The sequence below is a fragment of the Methanosarcina sp. WWM596 genome (assembly GCF_000969965.1).
GTDB lineage: Archaea > Halobacteriota > Methanosarcinia > Methanosarcinales > Methanosarcinaceae > Methanosarcina.
This window is the reverse complement of record NZ_CP009503.1, coordinates 3,608,977-3,626,752: the sequence shown is the minus strand read 5'-3', so window position 1 is coordinate 3,626,752 and position 17,776 is coordinate 3,608,977. Positions and strand designations below refer to the sequence as shown.

Sequence of the window (17,776 nt, the reverse complement as noted above, 5' to 3'; positions counted from 1 at the left end):
TTAGCCACCTCAGATATCCAGGTCCACAACCTCTTTTGCGTGCGTTTCTATGAAGTTCCTGCGTGGCTCAACCTCGTCTCCCATAAGAATTCTAAAGATCTCATCAGCCCGGATAGCATCTTCCAGGGTTACCTGTAAAAGAGTCCGGCTCTCAGGGTTCATGGTGGTTTCCCAGAGCTGTTCGGGGTTCATTTCTCCAAGCCCTTTGTAGCGCTGGATTGTAAGTCCTTTTTCCCCGATTTCTTTTTTCTTTGCTTCGAGTTCCCTGTCTGAGTGTATGTAGTGCTCAACTTTGCCTTTCTTTATGCGGTAGAGAGGAGGCTGAGCAATGTAAACGTATCCCGCATCAATCAGAGGTCTCATGTAGCGGAAGAACAGCGTAAGAAGAAGAGTCCTGATGTGTGCTCCATCTACATCGGCATCAGTCATGAGGATGATCTTATGGTAGCGGGCGTTTTCCAGGGAAAAGTCCGCGCTAACCCCTGTCCCTATGGCTGTAACCAGAGAAACAATCTCGTTATTTTTCAGAATCTTTGCAAGCCTGGATTTTTCCACGTTCAGGATCTTGCCTCTGAGAGGTAAAATCGCCTGAAAACCACGGTCTCTACCCTGTTTTGCCGAACCGCCTGCAGAATTTCCTTCAACGATATAAATCTCACAGGCTGCAGGGTTCTTCTCCGAGCAGTCCGCAAGTTTTCCGGGTAGGGTGCTGACTTCGAGTGCATTCTTTCTGCGGGTGAGTTCCCTTGCTTTTTTTGCAGCTTCCCTGGCTCTCTGGGCAAGGAGAGCTTTTTCAAGGATGACGTTTGCAACCTTAGGGTTCTCCTCAAAGTATTCCGCAAGCCCGTCTGTTACAAGGGAATCAACTATCCCCTTGACATCACTGTTTCCAAGCCTTGTCTTGGTCTGCCCCTCAAACTGAGGTTCCATAAGTTTGACGCTGATGATCGCAGTCAGCCCTTCCCTTACGTCGTCTCCGGTCAGTTTCACGTCTTCTTTGGAAAGCTTATTAGCTTTTATATAATCGTTTGCGACCCTTGTAAGAGCGGTCTTGAAACCGATAATATGCGTCCCACCCTCATGGGTGTTGATATTGTTTGCAAAAGAGTACACGTTTTCAGTGTAGCTGTTTGTATACTGCATCGCAATTTCTACGACCATATCATCTCTTTGCCGTTCGAAATATATCGGTTTTTCGTGGAGGAACTGCTTTTTCTTGTTCAGGTACTCCACAAATTCCACAATTCCTCCACTATAAGTGAAGGTCTCTGACTGTCCTTCAGGACTTCTTAAGTCCTTCAGGCTTATTGTGAGGCCCCGGTTAAGAAAAGCCAGTTCCCTGAGCCTGTTTGAGAGAATATCATACTGGAAGTCTGTGGTCTCAAAGATTTTTGCATCGGGTTTGAAAGTAGTTTTTGTACCTGTGAGATCTGAAGTTCCAATTTCCTGAACATCAGCCTCTGGCTTTCCACGAACATAGCGCTGGAAATACTTCTTTCCGTCTCTGCTAACTTCTACTTCCAGCAATTCCGAAAGGGCATTTACAACCGAAACCCCTACTCCATGCAGTCCCCCGGAAACTTTGTAGGTATTCTTATCGAACTTTCCTCCGGCATGCAGAACAGTCATAACGACTTCGAGAGCTGATTTCTTGTGAAATGGATGGGGGTCGATGGGGATACCTCTCCCATTGTCCAGGACCATTACGCTTCCATCGGGATTGATCGTGACATCGACCCTGGTACAGAAGCCTGCAAGGGCTTCATCAATACTGTTGTCTACAACTTCATAGACTAGGTGGTGGAGCCCGCGGCCATCCGTGCTCCCTATGTACATGCTTGGGCGTTTTCGGACAGCTTCCAGGCCTTCAAGTACCTGGATGCGCGAAGCGTCATAAACCTGTTTATCACTCATCTTGGTGTATTCTCCATAAAAATCTGGTAAAGTTATTAATTTGGAATCTCATGACATGTTATACATTTTTTAAAACTCGTAGGAAAAATCTGTTCAAAATAGAACCTTAGAAATCGTGTCAATTCTCTAAGCCTTCACCATTTATTAAGTATTTTTTATATAAATCAATTATGTTTCTACCATGAATCAGATTCAATATGCGCTCATACATTTTAAGCCTTTAGATCAGCCGCATATTTCACCTGATATTTCTATCCGGATTCCCTCCAAATAGGCTATTTTTAGCATAATTTTACGTCCAGGTATACCCTTTTAAGACTAATTTTTTAATATGTCTGTGGTTGAAATAAATACTTGCTGTTAAACAGAGAAAAAACCGGTTTTTTCCAGGTAGTCAGAGCATAACTTGCGGCATTTCAGAAGTCTCGAAAAGTATTTTTGGAACATAATTCTGGTTCTATTTTTCGGAACAGATCGGTCAAACAATGGACCTTCCAAAAATAAGCTGTTGATATTTTGATACTCGATTTTACCGGCGTCGCTCAGATTGTACTTTAGTTTCTCAAAGCCCACAGGTTCCAGTCGGCGAGAAGCGAGGGACTAACAAACTGAAAGACGTCATTAAGGCCTCCACGTAAATAAAATCAACTGATTAACTTCGAACAACCAGAACCATCTACCGTTTTTTAAACAGCCGACCTGCCGTATTTCGTGGAGTGTTTTTCAGTCCCCTCTACTGCTATGTCCACTCGATATCTCTCAAACCATGCCCAATTCTTTCAGCCGATTAGGGAGATATACCTCGGTTACAAAGTCCAGACCTTTTCCTGCGAAAGCCTGCTGTTCAGCCTTTTTGCCTATATCGAGCTGGAGCTTTATCTGCTCTTTCCAGTAATCAGACTCAAAGCGGGGGTCGGAAAGTTCACTACGAAGCGCACTTACATCCTGTTCGGTGAGCTTATCAGTTGAGAGTTCATACTCCACGATGTCCGAAGGCTGGAGCCCCAGAAATTTGGCTGCCGGGGTTGCCATAAATTCAGAGAGATGAGCGCTTTTTATAGCTCCGTAGGCAACAGATGCGTAGATCCTGTAAGACCAGGGGTCACCGTCAGTAAAAACTGCTATAGGAATCCCCAATTCCTCGTTCATCCGCTTGATCATCCTGCGGGTCGACCGGGCAGGCTGGCCCTTCAAGTGGACAAGAATTGCATTATAAGCTTCATCAAACCCGTTTTCCATCAGCCGTGCATACATACCACCGGTCTCTATGGCTATAATCATGCTTGCGTCGTGATTCTTAAACTCAATGTTTTCCACATTGAAGGGGATCTGGTATCCTCCTTCCCCTACATCCTTCTGGCAGTGTATATTACGCACTCCGCGCTTTGTCTGTTCCGAGATTTCAATCGGCCCGAACATCGTAGCCCCGTCTTCCTCAGGGCGCATGTGGAAATACTCCCTCTGGAGACTGGTCAGGAGTTCCAGGTCTTCGATCAGGCGGTCGCTTTCAGCCTGTTCCTTGAATTTTGCAGCGTCCCAGCCCTCGGAGATGTAGTAAAGTTCTCGAAGTGTTGAGCCGCGGTTCTGGGCAAGGTGTTCGTTTATGAGAAAATCGGTAGCATAAGTAGTTTTCAGGAGCTGGAATGCACCTTTTACGGTCTTTGCACTCCTTTCACTTTCCCTGGTTCCGTAGACCCATACATCGCTCTCATCAGAATATTCTATGTTCGCCTTGGTCCGACTGGGAAGGCTGACGCTAGGGACAATCTCATCTTCAAACTGGTTGTAGATCTTTTCTGCAAGCCCGAGCAGCCTTTCCTTTGCCAGGGCATCTCCCTGTCTCGTTTTGCTATTTGATTCTCTTGCCATTTTAAACACCTTTAAAAGCTTTTGCCCCGGTTACCAGTTCTTCTTCAATCCCTTCTACAATCAGTTGAGGAAGCTTTCGGAGTTCTTCTTCGGTTGCAGACTCAATTTTATAGTTGAGTACTTTAGAAGACCCTCCAGCTGCCGATATCTCCCAGATGTAATCGTAATCATTGCCCATGGTCACAATCTTTGGCTCCGGCTTTGCCCCGTCAATTTTGCAGGGAAGCATTTCGTGCACCCTGAAAGAATAAGCTGAGGTTCCGAAATTCTTGACCTTTATAGCCACATCTGCAGTCCCGTCTCCATTGTATTTAACTTTCCTGTGCACAAGCAGGTTTCCCATGATATTTGCAACAACCGGATTTATGTCAGGGACGTCCTTTTCCAAGATATTTGCAACCTTTTCTGCCATTTTCGGAAGTACCTTTGTAATGATAATTTCTTTTTCCCTGCGTTTCTTGAGGTTGCTCTGCTTGCTCAGGTAATGCTTGAGTTTTCTTGCAACCTCTTTGATTGCAAGGTCCACTTCTTCTTTAATGACAGGAATGTCTGCGATCGCATCCTTTGATTCAGAGGTGAAGGGCACGTTAATAGAAGCAACGTGGATCAGGAGGAGGACCGGACCTATAGGAATCCCTCCTCCAGGCTGGTTTAAGCCGTACTGCTTCCATTTTATGTCTTCGACGGCATGTGTGGTCACACACCCTCCCTGCTGGTAAAGCAGAGGCACACGGTTTGCAAACCGCATGATACTGATCTTTTCTTCTTTAGGAAGGTTCCCCCCATATGCAAGCCCGACTTCCACTACAAAGGGATTTCCGGAATATACAGAGGGTTTCCGCGTGCTTGTGGCAATGAAGTCCACGTTTGTCTCTTTCTCAAGCCCCCGATAGATCAGCTCTTCCCCTATCGGGGAAAGACAGTCCGTCGGAGGGGCCATGATCTTTACCTTCTCAAAAGCCTCGATTAGTTTTCTTGCTTCATGGCGGCCCAGGACATGGGGATCGATTTCGGGGTCAAGCCCGGACGCCTTGCAGATTTCCTCGGCAGTGAGCAGCCCAATCTTACAAAAAGAGTAGCGGAGGAAAGGGGCAAGTTTCTGACGCTCCGTATAATGAAGCATTTTCATAAGAGTTCCCAGTTCGATCCCTTCGGGATGAGGTAGAATTTCTTCTGCAGGTTCAGGCATTTTATCCGTAGCCCTTTCAAAGACCTCCTCATTGCCATCAGGGTCGATAAGAGTTATCCTTGCATGGGGATTTACAATTGCAGTGGCTTTAAGGTATTCATAAATGGACTGCCTTCTCCCTTTTACGTAGGCAGCCTTCATCTCCAGTTCAATCTGGGTCCCATGGGGGCGGAACCAGTCCCGGATCTCGTCAATCAGGATATCAGGCTCGTTGGTACTGGTATTGATCATGAGCTCGTAATAGTGAGCAGGAGCCGTTGAGCTGGTTTTGGAGAGGATTTTTGTGTGCCTGCCTGCAGTCATCTGAGCATAGAGCACGGCTGCCGAAATTCCTATCCCCTGCTGCCCCCTGCTTTGCTTGAGGGCATGGAACCTTGAACCATAGAGCAGCTTTGCAAAGACTTTGGGGATCTGTTCTCTTACGATTCCCGGCCCGTTGTCTTCAATGATAACGGTTACATAGTCAGTCCCTGTTCTCTCAACCTGAACAAGGATATCCGGGAGGATTCCAGCTTCCTCACAGGCATCCAGGGAGTTATCCACGGCTTCTTTTACGGTTGTTATAAGGCTTCGAGGCGCTGAATCAAAACCCAGAATCTGCCTGTTCTTTTCAAAAAATTCTGCTACACTTATTGATTTCTGTTTTTTGGCGAGTTCTTCTGCAATGGGGATTTCCATGGACTTTTACCTCAGGGCTGAAAAATTGATCTGATGCTTAAAACAAATCCGGTGTTTAAAACAAATCCGGTGTTTAAAAGGATATTATGTTATTTCTATCCGGAGAGTTTTACGACAGTTTTTCAAAGCAAGATACTCTGTCTAAAGCAGGAGTTCTTTCTTAATAAAAGTGCAAGGTAATAAATGTTAGCGCCCGCTAAAAAAGATAGCGATTCTTCCGGCTCTTTTCTGCCGGAATCTCATGCTTTCAGGCGCCTGGGAACTCAGAGTTCCGCACCGATAATTGTCTGGGTTGCGGTTACAGTCTCGCTTTCCCTGATTTTGTCGACCACGGCATTGAGGATGCTCAGGTCTTTAACGTCTATAATTACGACAAAGTCGTACTCTCCGAAAACATGGTAAGCTTCCTTGATTCCTTCTATATTCTTCATTTCCCTGTATGCTGCTTTTTCGTAGCCTGGCAGCACGTTTATCATTGTAACTCCTATGACCAAAGTGTAAAACCCATCCTTTTCTAGTTTTTATTACAATTATTACAGTTAAATGTTTTGGCATCAAGGTTTAAGTGTGATCAAAAAGATAACACATATGATAGTTTCTTTTGATTATATTTGATTATATTTAACTCTAAGGCGGGAAGTCCCCTTCCTCGGAGCGTAAGCGACAGGTGGGAAATGAAAGCCGTCAACTTCTACAAAACAACAGTAATATAAATTTTTATATTTATAATTGCATCAATATAACAATAACTATGCAGAATAAACTGGATCTTGGAAATCATTCTGTGTATTCGCTCCATTATCATTTCATTCAGTGTGTGAAATATAGAAGAAAAGCTCTAACGAATCCTTTAGTTGTTGATGTTCTCAAAATAAAAATCCATAGCATAAGTGAAACATTTGATGTTGAACAATGTAGATGCCTCTATAATTTCGCTTTAGCTGAAAGAAAAGAAGCGTGGAAAACTGAACAAAGAAGTGTGAAATATATGCTACAAATCTGTGCACCGGTTTATCCACACACGCACTCGTACACTATTTAGCGCATGTTCGTGGTGCAGATCATCTCGACAATTATACCGTCTTTGAGAAATGTGACCTCCCCGGCGCTTCGCGGTATGCGGATGTCTACCTGTTTTCTTACCCTGTCGGCAGAACCTAATTTCTGCCCAATATATATTCCCACCATGTAAAAGAAGTCATCCTGAGCTTTATATATACCTTTCAAAATACCGCATCTTCTGCCCTCGTGTAATTATATAAGTATTTAAGCAAATTGTACTGATATTTACAAAAATAGCAATTATTGTGATGTTTTGAAGTTATAGTAGCGGGCTGTGCTACGCATACCGAACAAGTATATGGGGTGAGATCAGAAATAGGAATGCGAGTAAACCTTCATACCATGTATCCCTTCATACCATGTATCAGGATCTGGTTTCTGCGTTCAAAGATCCTGCGTGGTAAATTCCATTCGGGCGGCGCTCTCAGAGTCATCTTCTTCCCGCCCGGTGCCATACATCCAGATAAATACAGACCGTAAGCTCGTTGAAGAATTGCCAGACTCTATGAGCACAGAGCTGTAACATGTTAAAGAAACAAAGAGTTTCCTAAGTTAAAAGCGTGAATTCAGAGTAAAAAATCCCTGAATTTCACGGCTACTTAATTACGGCTACTTAATTACGGCTACTTAATTACGGCTACTTAATTACGGCTACTTAATTACGGCTACTTAATTACGGCTACTTAATTACGGCTACTTAATTACGGCTACTTAATTACGGCTACTTAATTACGGCTACTTAATTACGGCTACTTAATTACGGCTACTTAATTACGGCTACTTAATTACAGCTACTTGTTACAATTTTTAGGCATTGTCTTTAAGGGACTCAAGAGCTTTTTTAACCATTTCACGGTAAATCTCGGTATCAGTGGAATAGTGCTCCTTTGCAAGCTTTGAGTTAGAATCTTCCTGTGCCTCAACTGCCCTTATCCTCTCAAGCGTCTGCTTTGCAGTATCGAGTACCCACAGATTTCGGGTCAGCTCATCTACCTGCTGTATAGATTCAGGACGGATAGAGGTCAGGACATTTCCATCGTCGGTGGTATAGGTGCTGGTTTTACCGATGACCGCTACGAAAGCAGGCAGTTCGCACTCTTCAAGGAACTGGGCGGCTTCTGGCTGGTACTGCCCTGCATAGACTAAGAAGGAACCTGTTGGATCGGAAACCCTGCCTCTCCAGTATTCGGAGTCGGTACCGATATCCTCCTTTTCGATAAGAGTCCCCACAATAAAGATGCGGTTAACCTTTGCCCCTGTTGGAGTAAAGAGATACTGAGGGGCATACTGGTCACTTTCATCCCTGGATGTGAGGTTTGAGTCTTTCAGTTCCTGGGAAAAAACTCTGCGTGATACTTCTCTAAAAAAGCCTGTCATTTACTCCACCTCCAGTTCAGCAAGCAATTCATCAAGGAGTTCCCTGTCCAGAGAACTCCTTGGAGTAATGGAATCCACAAGGATATAGCGGTCAAGCCTGTGTCCACTAACAGTATAATACTTGCCAACAAGCTCGTGTTTCAATTTATCCAGTACAACTCCGGGATCAAGGGCATCTGCGGCCATTGCAATGGCACTGTCAAGAGAGATCCCAGCAAGCTCTTCGGTAAGCTCCCGGTTAATCAGGGAGTCCTGGGTGGAAGTCCCCGAATCAAGGACTGCCTTTATCCGGAGGTCATACTCTCCTTTGACCTTTCCGTGCTCTGCACAAGCGCCTTTAACCAGGGCCCGTTTACACTCAGGACACCGTTTTATAAGTCCGGAACCTGTCTGAATGTCAATCATTGCCCCGAAATATGTAAAAGCAGAAGTCCCCACTTCGATGTCTTCATCAAGTGTTTCTATGGAGCTTGACCTGTTAAGCTGAACCTGAACCTTGCCGTTCCACTCATTAACGACCACATTTTTCAGCATGTAACTTTTGCCTTCTTCCATATCAGGAAGTTCGGAGCTTGCCCAGTTAGTGAATTTAATAACACCGGTTTCATCCCCTATAAGCCCTGCCTGTTCTATCGACTCATGGGAGTTTTCCCAGAGCTGGACCACTTTTCCTCTTACTGTAGCCCACTGGTTCCCCACAAGGTCAGCAATATTCCGGAGTTCGGCCTCTCTTGCTGAAGGAATGAAATCCCCGCCTCCTAATTCAATGGGCTCGGAGAGCTTCTCTATGGAACTGTTTTTGTTAACCTGGACCTGGAACCTGGCGTTGTATTCCCCAACAACGACACTCCTGAGAAGGTAGCTCTCTCCCTGTTCGAGGGAAGGAAGTTCGGCATTTTTCCAGATGGTAAACTTTATGATTCCAGTTTCATCTCCAAGAAGCCCAACCTGAGATATGGATTCATGAGTATTTTCCCAGAGCTGAACAACCTTTGCCTTAAGGTTTGCCCACTGCCCATTCTCCGTAATATCCACAATTTTGGTGAGCTGGGGTTCAGCCTGTCTTACATAAAACTCATTTTTAGGAATGGAATACTTCTTCAAAAAATAGTTTGTTACGCTGCGCTGTGCCTCATTTGAAGGCACTTTGAACTTTGTAATCAACTCGTCGAGTCTGCTTTCGATGTCCTCAACAGGCACATCGATGCCAAGTTTCATAAACCGGTCTCTAATGGATTCAGCAGTCTGTTTCATCTTTAATCTACCTCAAGCCTCATGGTTATCATCATCTTATTGAGAGGCATTCTAAAGTACCACAGCAGAGAATATAAAGTTGAGTGAAGCGGGGTGAAAGTATTCAACTGACAGGAAGCGGCTGCCCTGAAAAAGCCCTGCCTTAGTGAATTGCAAAGCCCTAAAAATCACTTGTCTTCCCCTTATCTCTGCTTCGGATTAGCCTCAAAGTTTTTTATATACTTTTTACTGATAGGTTATGTAATCGGATAGTTACTTAAATTGTACAATATCAGTAGACCTTTCGTTTTAGATTGCCAATAACCATCCAATAATCTGTCCACAAGACGCTTTGTAATAAGAAATGTTTTGTAGTGTTGATCACACTGTTCGTAACACCAGTTACCTTATAAAAAATTTATTTAAGTAACTTTAGAATAGATTGTTTTTTAATATTGATATATCTTGGGATGTAGGACTTAGAATTATTTGTGAAGTATGCCCGCAGTCCGTTTGGCTGCATCTCCTTCCCCAATAACGGTTACGATATCCTCATATTCGAGCACAAGGCTCCCGTGGGCGATAATAGAATCATTGCCCCGCTGAACCATAACCAGAAGACTCTTTTCAGGGAACTGGATATCCTTAATGGCTTTCCCGATTACCTTGGGATTCGTGACCTTGACTTCCATCATGTCCCCTTCACCACCTACCTCGCACATAGAGAAGAGATGATGCCTTCCAATCATGTTCTCAAGCACCACTGCAGTCGTTGTGGCCGGGCTCATTGCGCGGATGCCCAGATTCCAGAAAGCCTGGAGGTTTTCTATCTCGTTTACCCTGGCTACCAGCTGGTCACCCCTGAATCCGAAAGAAGCTTTAGCAATCTGGCAGAAGAGAAGGTTCGTGTTGTCCTGATTGGTTGTTGCAACCACATATTTGGCATTCTCTATTCCTGCTTTTTTCAGGACATTTACGTCCCCTCCATCACCCTGGACAATCCGGACCCCGAGTTCCATGCATTTCTTGCAATTGGCCTCGGAAATGTCCACAACAACTACATTTTCTCCTCTTTTGTCAAAACGTTCGGCAAGAATCCTGCCTACCTTTCCTCCACCAATAATAAGAATTTCCATAGGGATTACCTCCAGTAACTCTGCCACTTTTTTTGACAGACTGCCACTCATGAAGACCGTGATGATAACCGTAAGGAAGACAAGTCCAACAAGGGCCTGCCCTCCCTGAATGCCCATCGAATCGAGCTTGATTGCAAAATAGGTTGCAACCGAAGTCGGCACAACGCCCCTGGGCCCAATAAAGGAAATGAAAAGTTTCTCATTCGTACTGATCTGCGAGTTCCACATCGAAACGAAGACTGCAACCGGGCGGATAAAGAATACGAGAAGGAGTACAAGGACTATCCCGTTTACCCCTATTCTCTGGATATCTTCGAATTTAAGCATTGCCGCAAGCAGGATAAAAATCAGGGAGAGCATCACAATCACAATGTCACTCTTGAATTCCTTGATCGTGTCCTTGTAAGGGAATTCTGAAGTCCCAAGGATTATCCCGAAAATGGCTACCGCCAGAATCCCGGACTCGTTGCCCAGGTATTCTGAAAGGACAAAACAGGCAAATACTGCAGTCAGAGAAACCAGCCTTGCGGTCCGATTGCTAATCGCCGTCCCCCGAGTAAAGAACCAGCGAAGGGCAAACCCACTCAAAGACCCCAGTACAATTCCGATCCCCAATCTGTAAAGGATAAAGATCACAGCATCAATCCCGGAAAGTTCTGCTGCAATCCATTCGAAGACCATGGCTGCAAGGATCACACTGGCAGCGTCATTCAGGACCCCTTCGAGTTCCAGGATCTTACCAAGCCTGTGGCTAATCTGGATATTCCTTACAATGGGAACTATTACTGTCGGTCCTGTTGCCGTGATAAGGGCTCCGAAAAGGGCGGCGATTTCGAGAGGGATCCCTATCAAAAGGCTGGTCAAAATCGTGGTTCCCAGGAAGGCCACAATGACCCCTATTGTTGTCAGCTTCAGAACACTTTCCTGAACCATCCTTATATGCTTCAGGTCAATGTGAAGCCCCCCATCAAAGACAATCACGGATACCGAGATTGCCACGATGGCGCTTAACCCCTCGATATAGAGGGCAGGGTCCAGCAGATTAAGGACCTCGGGCCCTACAATGACTCCTTCGATCAACAGGAAAATAATAAAAGGAATCCGGAAATAGCAGCTGAGGGCCTGTGCGACAAGGGACATAATAAGCACGGCAACCACCAGCCCAAGTAGGAGTATCGGATCAAGCATGAGATTCCCTGTAATGCTGCATTAACTTATAAAAAATGATTAGTAAACATTCGAGATAAATTGAATGGAGAGATATTTTAAGGTTATATTGCTAAAAAAGCACAAAATGTTTGACATTGTATACATTATCACACAATTGTTTTATATAAGTTTGACTCCTGACTGTTAACTTTTGAAAATAGTTCTCCGGATAACTCTTAATAGATATAATATATATAGGAAAAATCCGGAACATTTTAACCTTCATTTTAAACATTATATATAAGATTATATTTTAAGGTATTCCGGGATCAAGCGGCGTTCCAGCACTGAGAAGGCAAAATCTAGGAAAAGGGCTATGCCTATGATCGGCAGGGTTCCTGCCAGAATTTTGGTAGTATTGAAATTTGTAAGCCCTTCAAAAATCATGGACCCCAGACCTCCTCCGCCTATAAGGGCTGTCAGGACTGCAATACTGTTGGCGAGGATGGCGGCAAATTTTATTCCGGCAAATATGGCAGGGTATGCATTTGGGAGCCTCACATACCTGATAACCTGAAATTCTGTCAACCCTACTCCTTTTGCGGACTCGATCAGCGAAGGATCCACATTAAAAAGTCCTATATAGGTGTTTTTAATGAGCGGAAGCAGTACCCTCAACATTATGGCGATAACCGCAGGGATAAAGCCAATCCCTATAAGGGGCACAACCACAGCTACAACCGCAAAACTGGGGACTGCCTGAACAAGGTTGGAAAACCTCATGACAAATGAGGCCAGCTTTGCATTGTACAGGGAAAGAAGTATCAGAGGGATAGAAACAAGAGCTCCGATAAGAAGAGCGGTATAAGCAAGAAAAAGGTGCTCAAGCGTAGCCTTAAGGATTTCTGCAATTATGACCATGTCCCATACCTCGCTTTAAGAGTGCTTTCTACTATACCTGCACCTCCGTCCAGGAGTACCGCAAGTAGCCCCACCCAGGCTCCGGTGATAAGAATTGTTCCCATATCGTAGAGCTGAATTCCGTTCTGAAGGGCAGCCCCAAGCCCACCTGCCGCAATCAGCCCTCCAAGGGTTACGACTCCCATTGTAAACACTACTGCAATCCTTATGCCTCCTGCGATCAGGGGAAGGGACAGGGGGAAACGAACTTTGAAGAGAATATCCCCCTGTGTCAGGCCCAGGGCTTCGGCAATCTCTATATATTCCCTCGGCACGTTCGAAAGACCTGTGTATGTATTTCGGGCAATCGGAAGAATGGAATAAAGGACAGAAGCCACGATTGTTGGCTTAGTGCCTATCCCGAATATAGGGAGCAGAAGGACCAGCAGAGCCACATCGGGAACTGTTTCTACTACGTTTAAGCCGTTCAGGACAGGGACTGCAAGTTTCTGGTTCCTGTAAGTAAAGATTCCAATCAGCACACCTATAAGAATAGAAAAGAAGAGAGCAACTAAAAACATGTGGAGGTGCTCAAGTGTGCGTTGAGAGAGCAGCTGAGTGTTCCAAACTCTTATTATTTCCGCAGTAAGCTCATTAAAATCCTCAATTATCAGATAATCACCTTTCGCTAATCAGATAATCACCTTTCGCTAATCAGACAATCACCTTTTGCTAAACCTGGACAGATTCAGGATCAGGTATCATGTAAACTAATGTAAACTTAAATCAGGTTCTGGAGTACCCGGTCGAAAAACAGGACTCCTACAGGTTCGTTATCTTCGAGTACAAGACCCATAGATTCTCCCTCTGACTTGAGCTTTGCAAGAGCTTCAAGAAGTGAGGTGTCAGGGGAGAAAAAGGGCAGGGATCTTGTGGTATCTCTCAGTTCTTTTCCCCCGGCAAAGGGCTGCATCATATCCCTAACCTTCAGGGTATCTATATGCCTGTATTTCCTTTTTGAGTCCACAATCTCCGCAACAAGGTCACTGGCTGGAGAGAAAATTAATTCTTCAGGAGTTCCTACCTGGACAAGTTCAGCATTGTTTATAATTGCAATCCGGTCACCAAGTCGGAAAGCCTCATTGATGTCGTGCGTAATGAAAACAATGGTTCTTCCAAGCTCCTTTTTAATCTTGAAAAACTCATCCTGCAACTGAGTTCGAAGGAGAGGATCAAGTGCCCCGAAAGGTTCATCCATAAGGAAAAGAGGTGGATCCATAGCCATTGCCCTGGCAAGCCCGACCCTCTGTTGCTGGCCTCCGCTCAGTTCATGTGGGTAGCGGCCCATAAAACTCACGGGAGGAAGGGAGACGAGGCTTAGCAGATAACTCACCCTCTTCTTGATTTCCTCTTCTTTCCACCCCTCAAGTTTAAGGAGTACCCCGATATTTTCCGAAATGCAGAGGTGAGGGAGCAAACCGATATTCTGGATCACATAGCCAATATTCCGCCTGAGGAGGACTGGATCAAACTCCCTTACATCAGTCCCATTTATGGAGACAGTACCCGAATCAGGCTCTATCAAGCGGTTTATAGTCCGCATAGCAGTGGTCTTCCCTGAGCCGCTCCTTCCTATAAGGATCAGGAGTTCCCCTCCCCGAATCTCCAGGGTCAGGTTTTTGACGGCAAATTGATCCCCGTACTTCTTTGTAATATTTTCAAGCCGGACTGAATCGATCCGGTCAAAAAGCTTCTTGAATACCATGGGTAGCCCATATTCAGGCAGAAATCAAACCTTCTTCAATCAGGAAATCCCTGGCAATATCTCTTGCTTCCCTACCTTCGAGATCATATTCTCCATTCAGGCGCCTCATAGTGTCCTGGTCAATTATGTCATTAAGCTGTGCAATTGCTTCCATAGCACCGGGGTTTTCCTGTGAAAAGGTCTCAGTAACAAGAATCACTGCGTCATAGGGAGGAAGAGCATCCTTATCATCTTCAAGCACATTTAGCCCGTAGAGATCGTTTCGAGTATCCGTAGTATATGCACTTATGGCATCGACTTCTTTGTTCTTTATGGCCTCATACATGATAGCCGGAACCATTGAATTGTAATTTTTGAATGAGAACCCGTAAATACGGGCAATCTGCGGAAGCCCATCTTCTCTCGTGGCGAATTCGGGATCCGTACCTACTGACATTTCCGAGGCATAAGGCTCAAGGTCACTGATTGTGGACACGTTCCGGCTTTCAGCCCATTCCCTATCAACAGCTATCGCATAAGCATCCTCGAAACCCAGGCGGGCTGCAATCACAACCCCGTCATTTTCAAACATGCCCTGTTCGGACTCCTTATAGACTACTGCCGGGTTCCAGTCCTCAAGAGGCGGTTTTTTTAGAATCTGGCTGTAAATTGTTCCTGTATACTCAGTATATGCCTGGATATCTCCTTTCTTCAGAGCTTCATAATTTACAAGCGTGCCTCCAAGGTTTTCTTTAACATCAGTTTCATAGCCATGCTCTTCGAGTAAAAGAGAGACCACATGAGCGGCAATATAGGACTCCTGGAAAAGCTTTGTTCCAATTACAACTTTTTCAGCAGGTTGTGTACCATTCCCTTCATTCGAACTATTTTCCGTGCAGCCGCTGGTGAGAAGTGAGGCTACAATCAGCAAGACAGCAAGAAAACGAAATTTCATTTCAGTTCCTCCTCAGTACCCGATAATTTGTTTGGTATCCTTATCTCCTTCAATAACTGAACTGATTTATTTTGTAAATTTACTGTCAATAGTAGTTATAACTTTGTAGGACCAAAAACATATAAAATACTGAAAAAAACAGGAGCGTTTGAATTATATTCTTTGTCTTCTTTAGAAGACTCCATGAATTTGCTTTTGATCTTTCTTTTTCTGCTCAGTCTTGCTATGATAAGCAAAGGTTCGGACTGGTTCATTGAAGCTGCGGTTTCAATATCGAACAAAAGCGGAATTCCGAAAATGCTTATAGGAGCCACGATTGTGAGTTTTGCAACCACAGCTCCGGAGTTTGCAGTTTCTGCAACAGCAGCTTATATCGGACATACAGATGTGACAATAGGAAATGCCGTGGGTTCGGTCATATGCAACACCGGGCTTGTACTGGGTTCGATTATAGCTGTAAAAGCAATCCCTATGAAGGATGATACGTTTCCCATTAAAAGCGGGCTTATGCTCCTTTCAGGAATTGTCCTCATCATAGTCAGTCGAGACGGAAATGTGAATCAGCTTGATGGAATTATACTTTTGCTGGTGTTTTTTGCTTTTCTCTTCCATGCTTCAAAGACCCAGCGCGTATTGTTTGGAGATGATGAAACTGGTAAAGAAAAACTGAAAGTCAAAGATATCCGGAGAGATATAGCTTTTTTTGTTCTCGGCTCCCTTTCCGTAGTAATAGGAAGCAGGATCCTGGTCGATTCGGGGATAAAAATAGCCGAATGGATAGGAATCCCTGAAGTAATAATAGCCCTGACAGCGGTTGCAATAGGAACATCCCTGCCAGAACTTGCAACTGCAATTACCTCCCTCAGGAAAGGGCACCAGGACCTCTCCATAGGAAACATCCTCGGGGCAAACACAATGGACATTGCCATGGTCCTCGGGGCATCATCCCAGATTCGCATGCTCCCTGTTTCTGAACAGCTTGCAAGATACGATTTTCCGTTCATGTTCCTGATATCCCTCACCTTTATAATCTTCGGGATCACTGGAAAAAAGCTGGAAAGGTGGGAAGGAGGCGTAATTCTAGGGGCATATCTGGTTTATGTGGCAGGGCTTTTTATCTTCTACGGATAAGCCTGCACTCCAACTTTAAAAAAGTTAGAACCTCTTTACTTATCAAACACAGGATTCATACTTCTTATATATATTTTTTCTTTTTTAGAGATCATGCACTCACTAGTAAATTATATAGAATGTTTTTGCATCTTATATTTTTTATAAACATATTTATATAGATTAATTCAATAGCTTCTGAAGGCAATGTATAAATTCTAAAAAAGGTTCTTTAACTCTATGAAAGCTATTATCCTCGCAGCAGGAGAAGGACTGCGCTGCAGGCCTCTTACTCTTACCCGTTCCAAAGTAATGCTTCCTGTAGCCAACAGGCCTATTCTGGAACATGTCATATCTTCACTTGAAACAAATGGAATCAATGAGATTATCCTGGTTGTCGGATATGAAAAAGAGCGCATAATGAACTATTTTGAAGATGGACTGAATTTCGGGGTTAATATAAAATACGTTGAGCAAAAAGCCCAGCTCGGGACAGCACATGCGATTGAACAGGCAAAAAAACTAATAAGTCCCGAGGACTCCGAATTCCTTGTCCTGAACGGAGACAACCTGGTAGAACCAAAAACCATAGCCGATCTTCTTAACAACTATGAAGGAGATGCGAGCCTTTTAACCGTAAGAATGGAGAACACAACAGGCTATGGAGTGGTACTGAAAGAAAAGAAAAGAATTACCCAAATTCTGGAAAAAAGACCTGGAGATTTAAGCCATATTGTAAACACGGGAATTTATATTTTTACGCCGCAGGTCTTTGAAACTATTGAAAAAACTCCTATATCCGAAAATGGAGAATATGCAATAACCGACACTCTCCAGCTTATGATTGACGAAGGAAAAGTAGTCACTCCAATCTCAACTGAATCCAAGTGGCTGGATGCGGTTCATGCCTGGGATCTTCTGAAAGCAAACTCAATTGTATTAAACTCCTCCAGAAACCTGAGGCAAGAAGGAGAACTTGAAGAAGGAGTAATAATTCGCGGGAAGGTTGCAATAGGAAAAAACACAAGAATCCGTGCTGGAACCTATATTGTAGGTCCTGTAGTAATCGGGGAAAACTGTGATATAGGACCTAATGTAGTAATTTTGCCCTCAACTACGATAGGAGACAATGTGTCCATAAGATCCTTTACCGAAATCCAGAACAGCATCATAATGAATGACTGCAGGATTTCTTCCCATGGACAAATTTCAAACTCCATAATTGGAAGCAATAATACCCTTGGCCCTGGTTTTACTGCAGAGGAAAAGGAAAACCTGGAGATAAACATTAACTGCAGGATCCACAAAGCCCCAAAGCTCGGAACTATAGTTGGGGACGATAACCGGATAGGAGGCAGAGTGCTCGTGAAAGCCGGAGTAATGATTGCTGTCAACTGTCAGGTAGAATCTGGAAACACCATTTACAGAGACCTGCCCCGTGATTCGGTAGTCCTCTAAGC

Annotated in this window: 14 protein-coding genes; 3 read left to right on the top strand and 11 right to left on the bottom strand. The window is 44.3% G+C overall.

Features of this window, described 5'->3' with window-relative positions; all coding sequences use genetic code 11:
* Positions 1–9: 9 nt before the first annotated feature.
* The 4 genes from gyrB to MSWHS_RS15905 all read right to left on the bottom strand — a co-directional run bounded on the left by gyrB (position 10) and on the right by MSWHS_RS15905 (position 6,126).
* On the bottom strand, positions 10–1,914 hold the full coding sequence (gene gyrB, locus MSWHS_RS15920; protein ID WP_048128626.1) for a DNA topoisomerase (ATP-hydrolyzing) subunit B: 1,905 nt from the start codon (positions 1,912–1,914) through the stop codon (positions 10–12).
* Positions 1,915–2,673: 759 nt separating this feature from the next.
* Positions 2,674–3,783: a DNA topoisomerase IV subunit A gene (locus MSWHS_RS15915; protein WP_048128628.1), complete on the bottom strand. Its 1,110-nt coding sequence runs from the start codon at positions 3,781–3,783 to the stop codon at positions 2,674–2,676.
* 1 nt (position 3,784) lies between these two features.
* Positions 3,785–5,650: a DNA topoisomerase VI subunit B gene (locus tag MSWHS_RS15910; protein ID WP_048128630.1), complete on the bottom strand. Its 1,866-nt coding sequence runs from the start codon at positions 5,648–5,650 to the stop codon at positions 3,785–3,787.
* Positions 5,651–5,913: 263 nt separating this feature from the next.
* Entirely contained in the window at positions 5,914–6,126 is a 213-nt protein-coding gene (locus MSWHS_RS15905; protein ID WP_082088121.1) for an Lrp/AsnC ligand binding domain-containing protein, read from the bottom strand.
* Positions 6,127–6,401: 275 nt separating this feature from the next.
* Here MSWHS_RS15905 and MSWHS_RS22465 point away from each other — a divergent pair, with 275 nt between their 5' ends.
* The gene (locus tag MSWHS_RS22465; protein ID WP_369798602.1) at positions 6,402–6,692 is read left to right on the top strand and encodes a transposase; all 291 of its coding nucleotides are present in this window, start codon (positions 6,402–6,404) and stop codon (positions 6,690–6,692) included.
* A gap of 827 nt (positions 6,693–7,519) precedes the next feature.
* On the opposite strand, the gene MSWHS_RS15890 is transcribed toward MSWHS_RS22465, so the two are convergent.
* The 7 genes from MSWHS_RS15890 to MSWHS_RS15860 form a co-directional block, all read right to left on the bottom strand.
* Positions 7,520–8,089 carry an RPA family protein gene (locus MSWHS_RS15890; RefSeq protein WP_048128638.1) on the bottom strand — a complete coding sequence of 190 codons (570 nt, stop codon included), beginning with the start codon at positions 8,087–8,089 and terminating at the stop codon, positions 7,520–7,522.
* Positions 8,090–9,343, bottom strand: a complete 1,254-nt coding sequence (locus MSWHS_RS15885; RefSeq protein ID WP_048128640.1) for a replication protein A — start codon at positions 9,341–9,343, stop codon at positions 8,090–8,092.
* 464 nt (positions 9,344–9,807) lie between these two features.
* The gene (locus tag MSWHS_RS15880; RefSeq protein ID WP_048128642.1) at positions 9,808–11,646 is read right to left on the bottom strand and encodes a cation:proton antiporter; all 1,839 of its coding nucleotides are present in this window, start codon (positions 11,644–11,646) and stop codon (positions 9,808–9,810) included.
* Between the two features lie 267 nt (positions 11,647–11,913).
* The gene (locus MSWHS_RS15875; protein WP_048128644.1) at positions 11,914–12,528 is read right to left on the bottom strand and encodes an ABC transporter permease; all 615 of its coding nucleotides are present in this window, start codon (positions 12,526–12,528) and stop codon (positions 11,914–11,916) included.
* Complete coding sequence (locus tag MSWHS_RS15870) at positions 12,519–13,088, bottom strand: ABC transporter permease (protein WP_231585483.1); 570 nt, start codon at positions 13,086–13,088, stop codon at positions 12,519–12,521. The genes MSWHS_RS15875 and MSWHS_RS15870 overlap by 10 nt, the downstream gene beginning before the upstream one ends.
* A 200-nt stretch (positions 13,089–13,288) precedes the next feature.
* The gene (locus tag MSWHS_RS15865) at positions 13,289–14,272 is read right to left on the bottom strand and encodes an ABC transporter ATP-binding protein (RefSeq protein WP_048128648.1); all 984 of its coding nucleotides are present in this window, start codon (positions 14,270–14,272) and stop codon (positions 13,289–13,291) included.
* Positions 14,273–14,285: 13 nt separating this feature from the next.
* A complete protein-coding gene (locus tag MSWHS_RS15860; protein WP_048128650.1) occupies positions 14,286–15,206 on the bottom strand; it encodes a glycine betaine ABC transporter substrate-binding protein in 921 nt (306 codons plus the stop codon).
* A gap of 162 nt (positions 15,207–15,368) precedes the next feature.
* On the opposite strand from MSWHS_RS15860, the gene MSWHS_RS15855 reads away from it, so the two are divergent.
* Positions 15,369–16,337, top strand: coding sequence for a calcium/sodium antiporter (locus tag MSWHS_RS15855; protein WP_369798952.1), 969 nt, complete (start codon positions 15,369–15,371; stop codon positions 16,335–16,337).
* A 219-nt stretch (positions 16,338–16,556) separates the two neighbouring features.
* A complete protein-coding gene (gene glmU / locus MSWHS_RS15850) occupies positions 16,557–17,774 on the top strand; it encodes a bifunctional sugar-1-phosphate nucleotidylyltransferase/acetyltransferase (RefSeq protein ID WP_048128652.1) in 1,218 nt (405 codons plus the stop codon).
* The last annotated feature ends 2 nt before the right edge of the window (positions 17,775–17,776 follow it).

What these genes read in the sequence shown, in the direction of transcription:
- gyrB (WP_048128626.1), bottom strand. Translation starts at nt 1,914, where the DNA reads ATGAGTGATAAACAGGTTTATGACGCTTCGCGCATCCAGGTACTTGAA.
- MSWHS_RS15915 (WP_048128628.1), bottom strand. Translation starts at nt 3,783, where the DNA reads ATGGCAAGAGAATCAAATAGCAAAACGAGACAGGGAGATGCCCTGGCA.
- MSWHS_RS15910 (WP_048128630.1), bottom strand. Translation starts at nt 5,650, where the DNA reads ATGGAAATCCCCATTGCAGAAGAACTCGCCAAAAAACAGAAATCAATA.
- MSWHS_RS15905 (WP_082088121.1), bottom strand. Translation starts at nt 6,126, where the DNA reads ATGATAAACGTGCTGCCAGGCTACGAAAAAGCAGCATACAGGGAAATG.
- MSWHS_RS22465 (WP_369798602.1), top strand. Translation starts at nt 6,402, where the DNA reads ATGCAGAATAAACTGGATCTTGGAAATCATTCTGTGTATTCGCTCCAT.
- MSWHS_RS15890 (WP_048128638.1), bottom strand. Translation starts at nt 8,089, where the DNA reads ATGACAGGCTTTTTTAGAGAAGTATCACGCAGAGTTTTTTCCCAGGAA.
- MSWHS_RS15885 (WP_048128640.1), bottom strand. Translation starts at nt 9,343, where the DNA reads ATGAAACAGACTGCTGAATCCATTAGAGACCGGTTTATGAAACTTGGC.
- MSWHS_RS15880 (WP_048128642.1), bottom strand. Translation starts at nt 11,646, where the DNA reads ATGCTTGATCCGATACTCCTACTTGGGCTGGTGGTTGCCGTGCTTATT.
- MSWHS_RS15875 (WP_048128644.1), bottom strand. Translation starts at nt 12,528, where the DNA reads ATGGTCATAATTGCAGAAATCCTTAAGGCTACGCTTGAGCACCTTTTT.
- MSWHS_RS15870 (WP_231585483.1), bottom strand. Translation starts at nt 13,088, where the DNA reads ATGTTTTTAGTTGCTCTCTTCTTTTCTATTCTTATAGGTGTGCTGATT.
- MSWHS_RS15865 (WP_048128648.1), bottom strand. Translation starts at nt 14,272, where the DNA reads ATGGTATTCAAGAAGCTTTTTGACCGGATCGATTCAGTCCGGCTTGAA.
- MSWHS_RS15860 (WP_048128650.1), bottom strand. Translation starts at nt 15,206, where the DNA reads ATGAAATTTCGTTTTCTTGCTGTCTTGCTGATTGTAGCCTCACTTCTC.
- glmU (WP_048128652.1), top strand. Translation starts at nt 16,557, where the DNA reads ATGAAAGCTATTATCCTCGCAGCAGGAGAAGGACTGCGCTGCAGGCCT.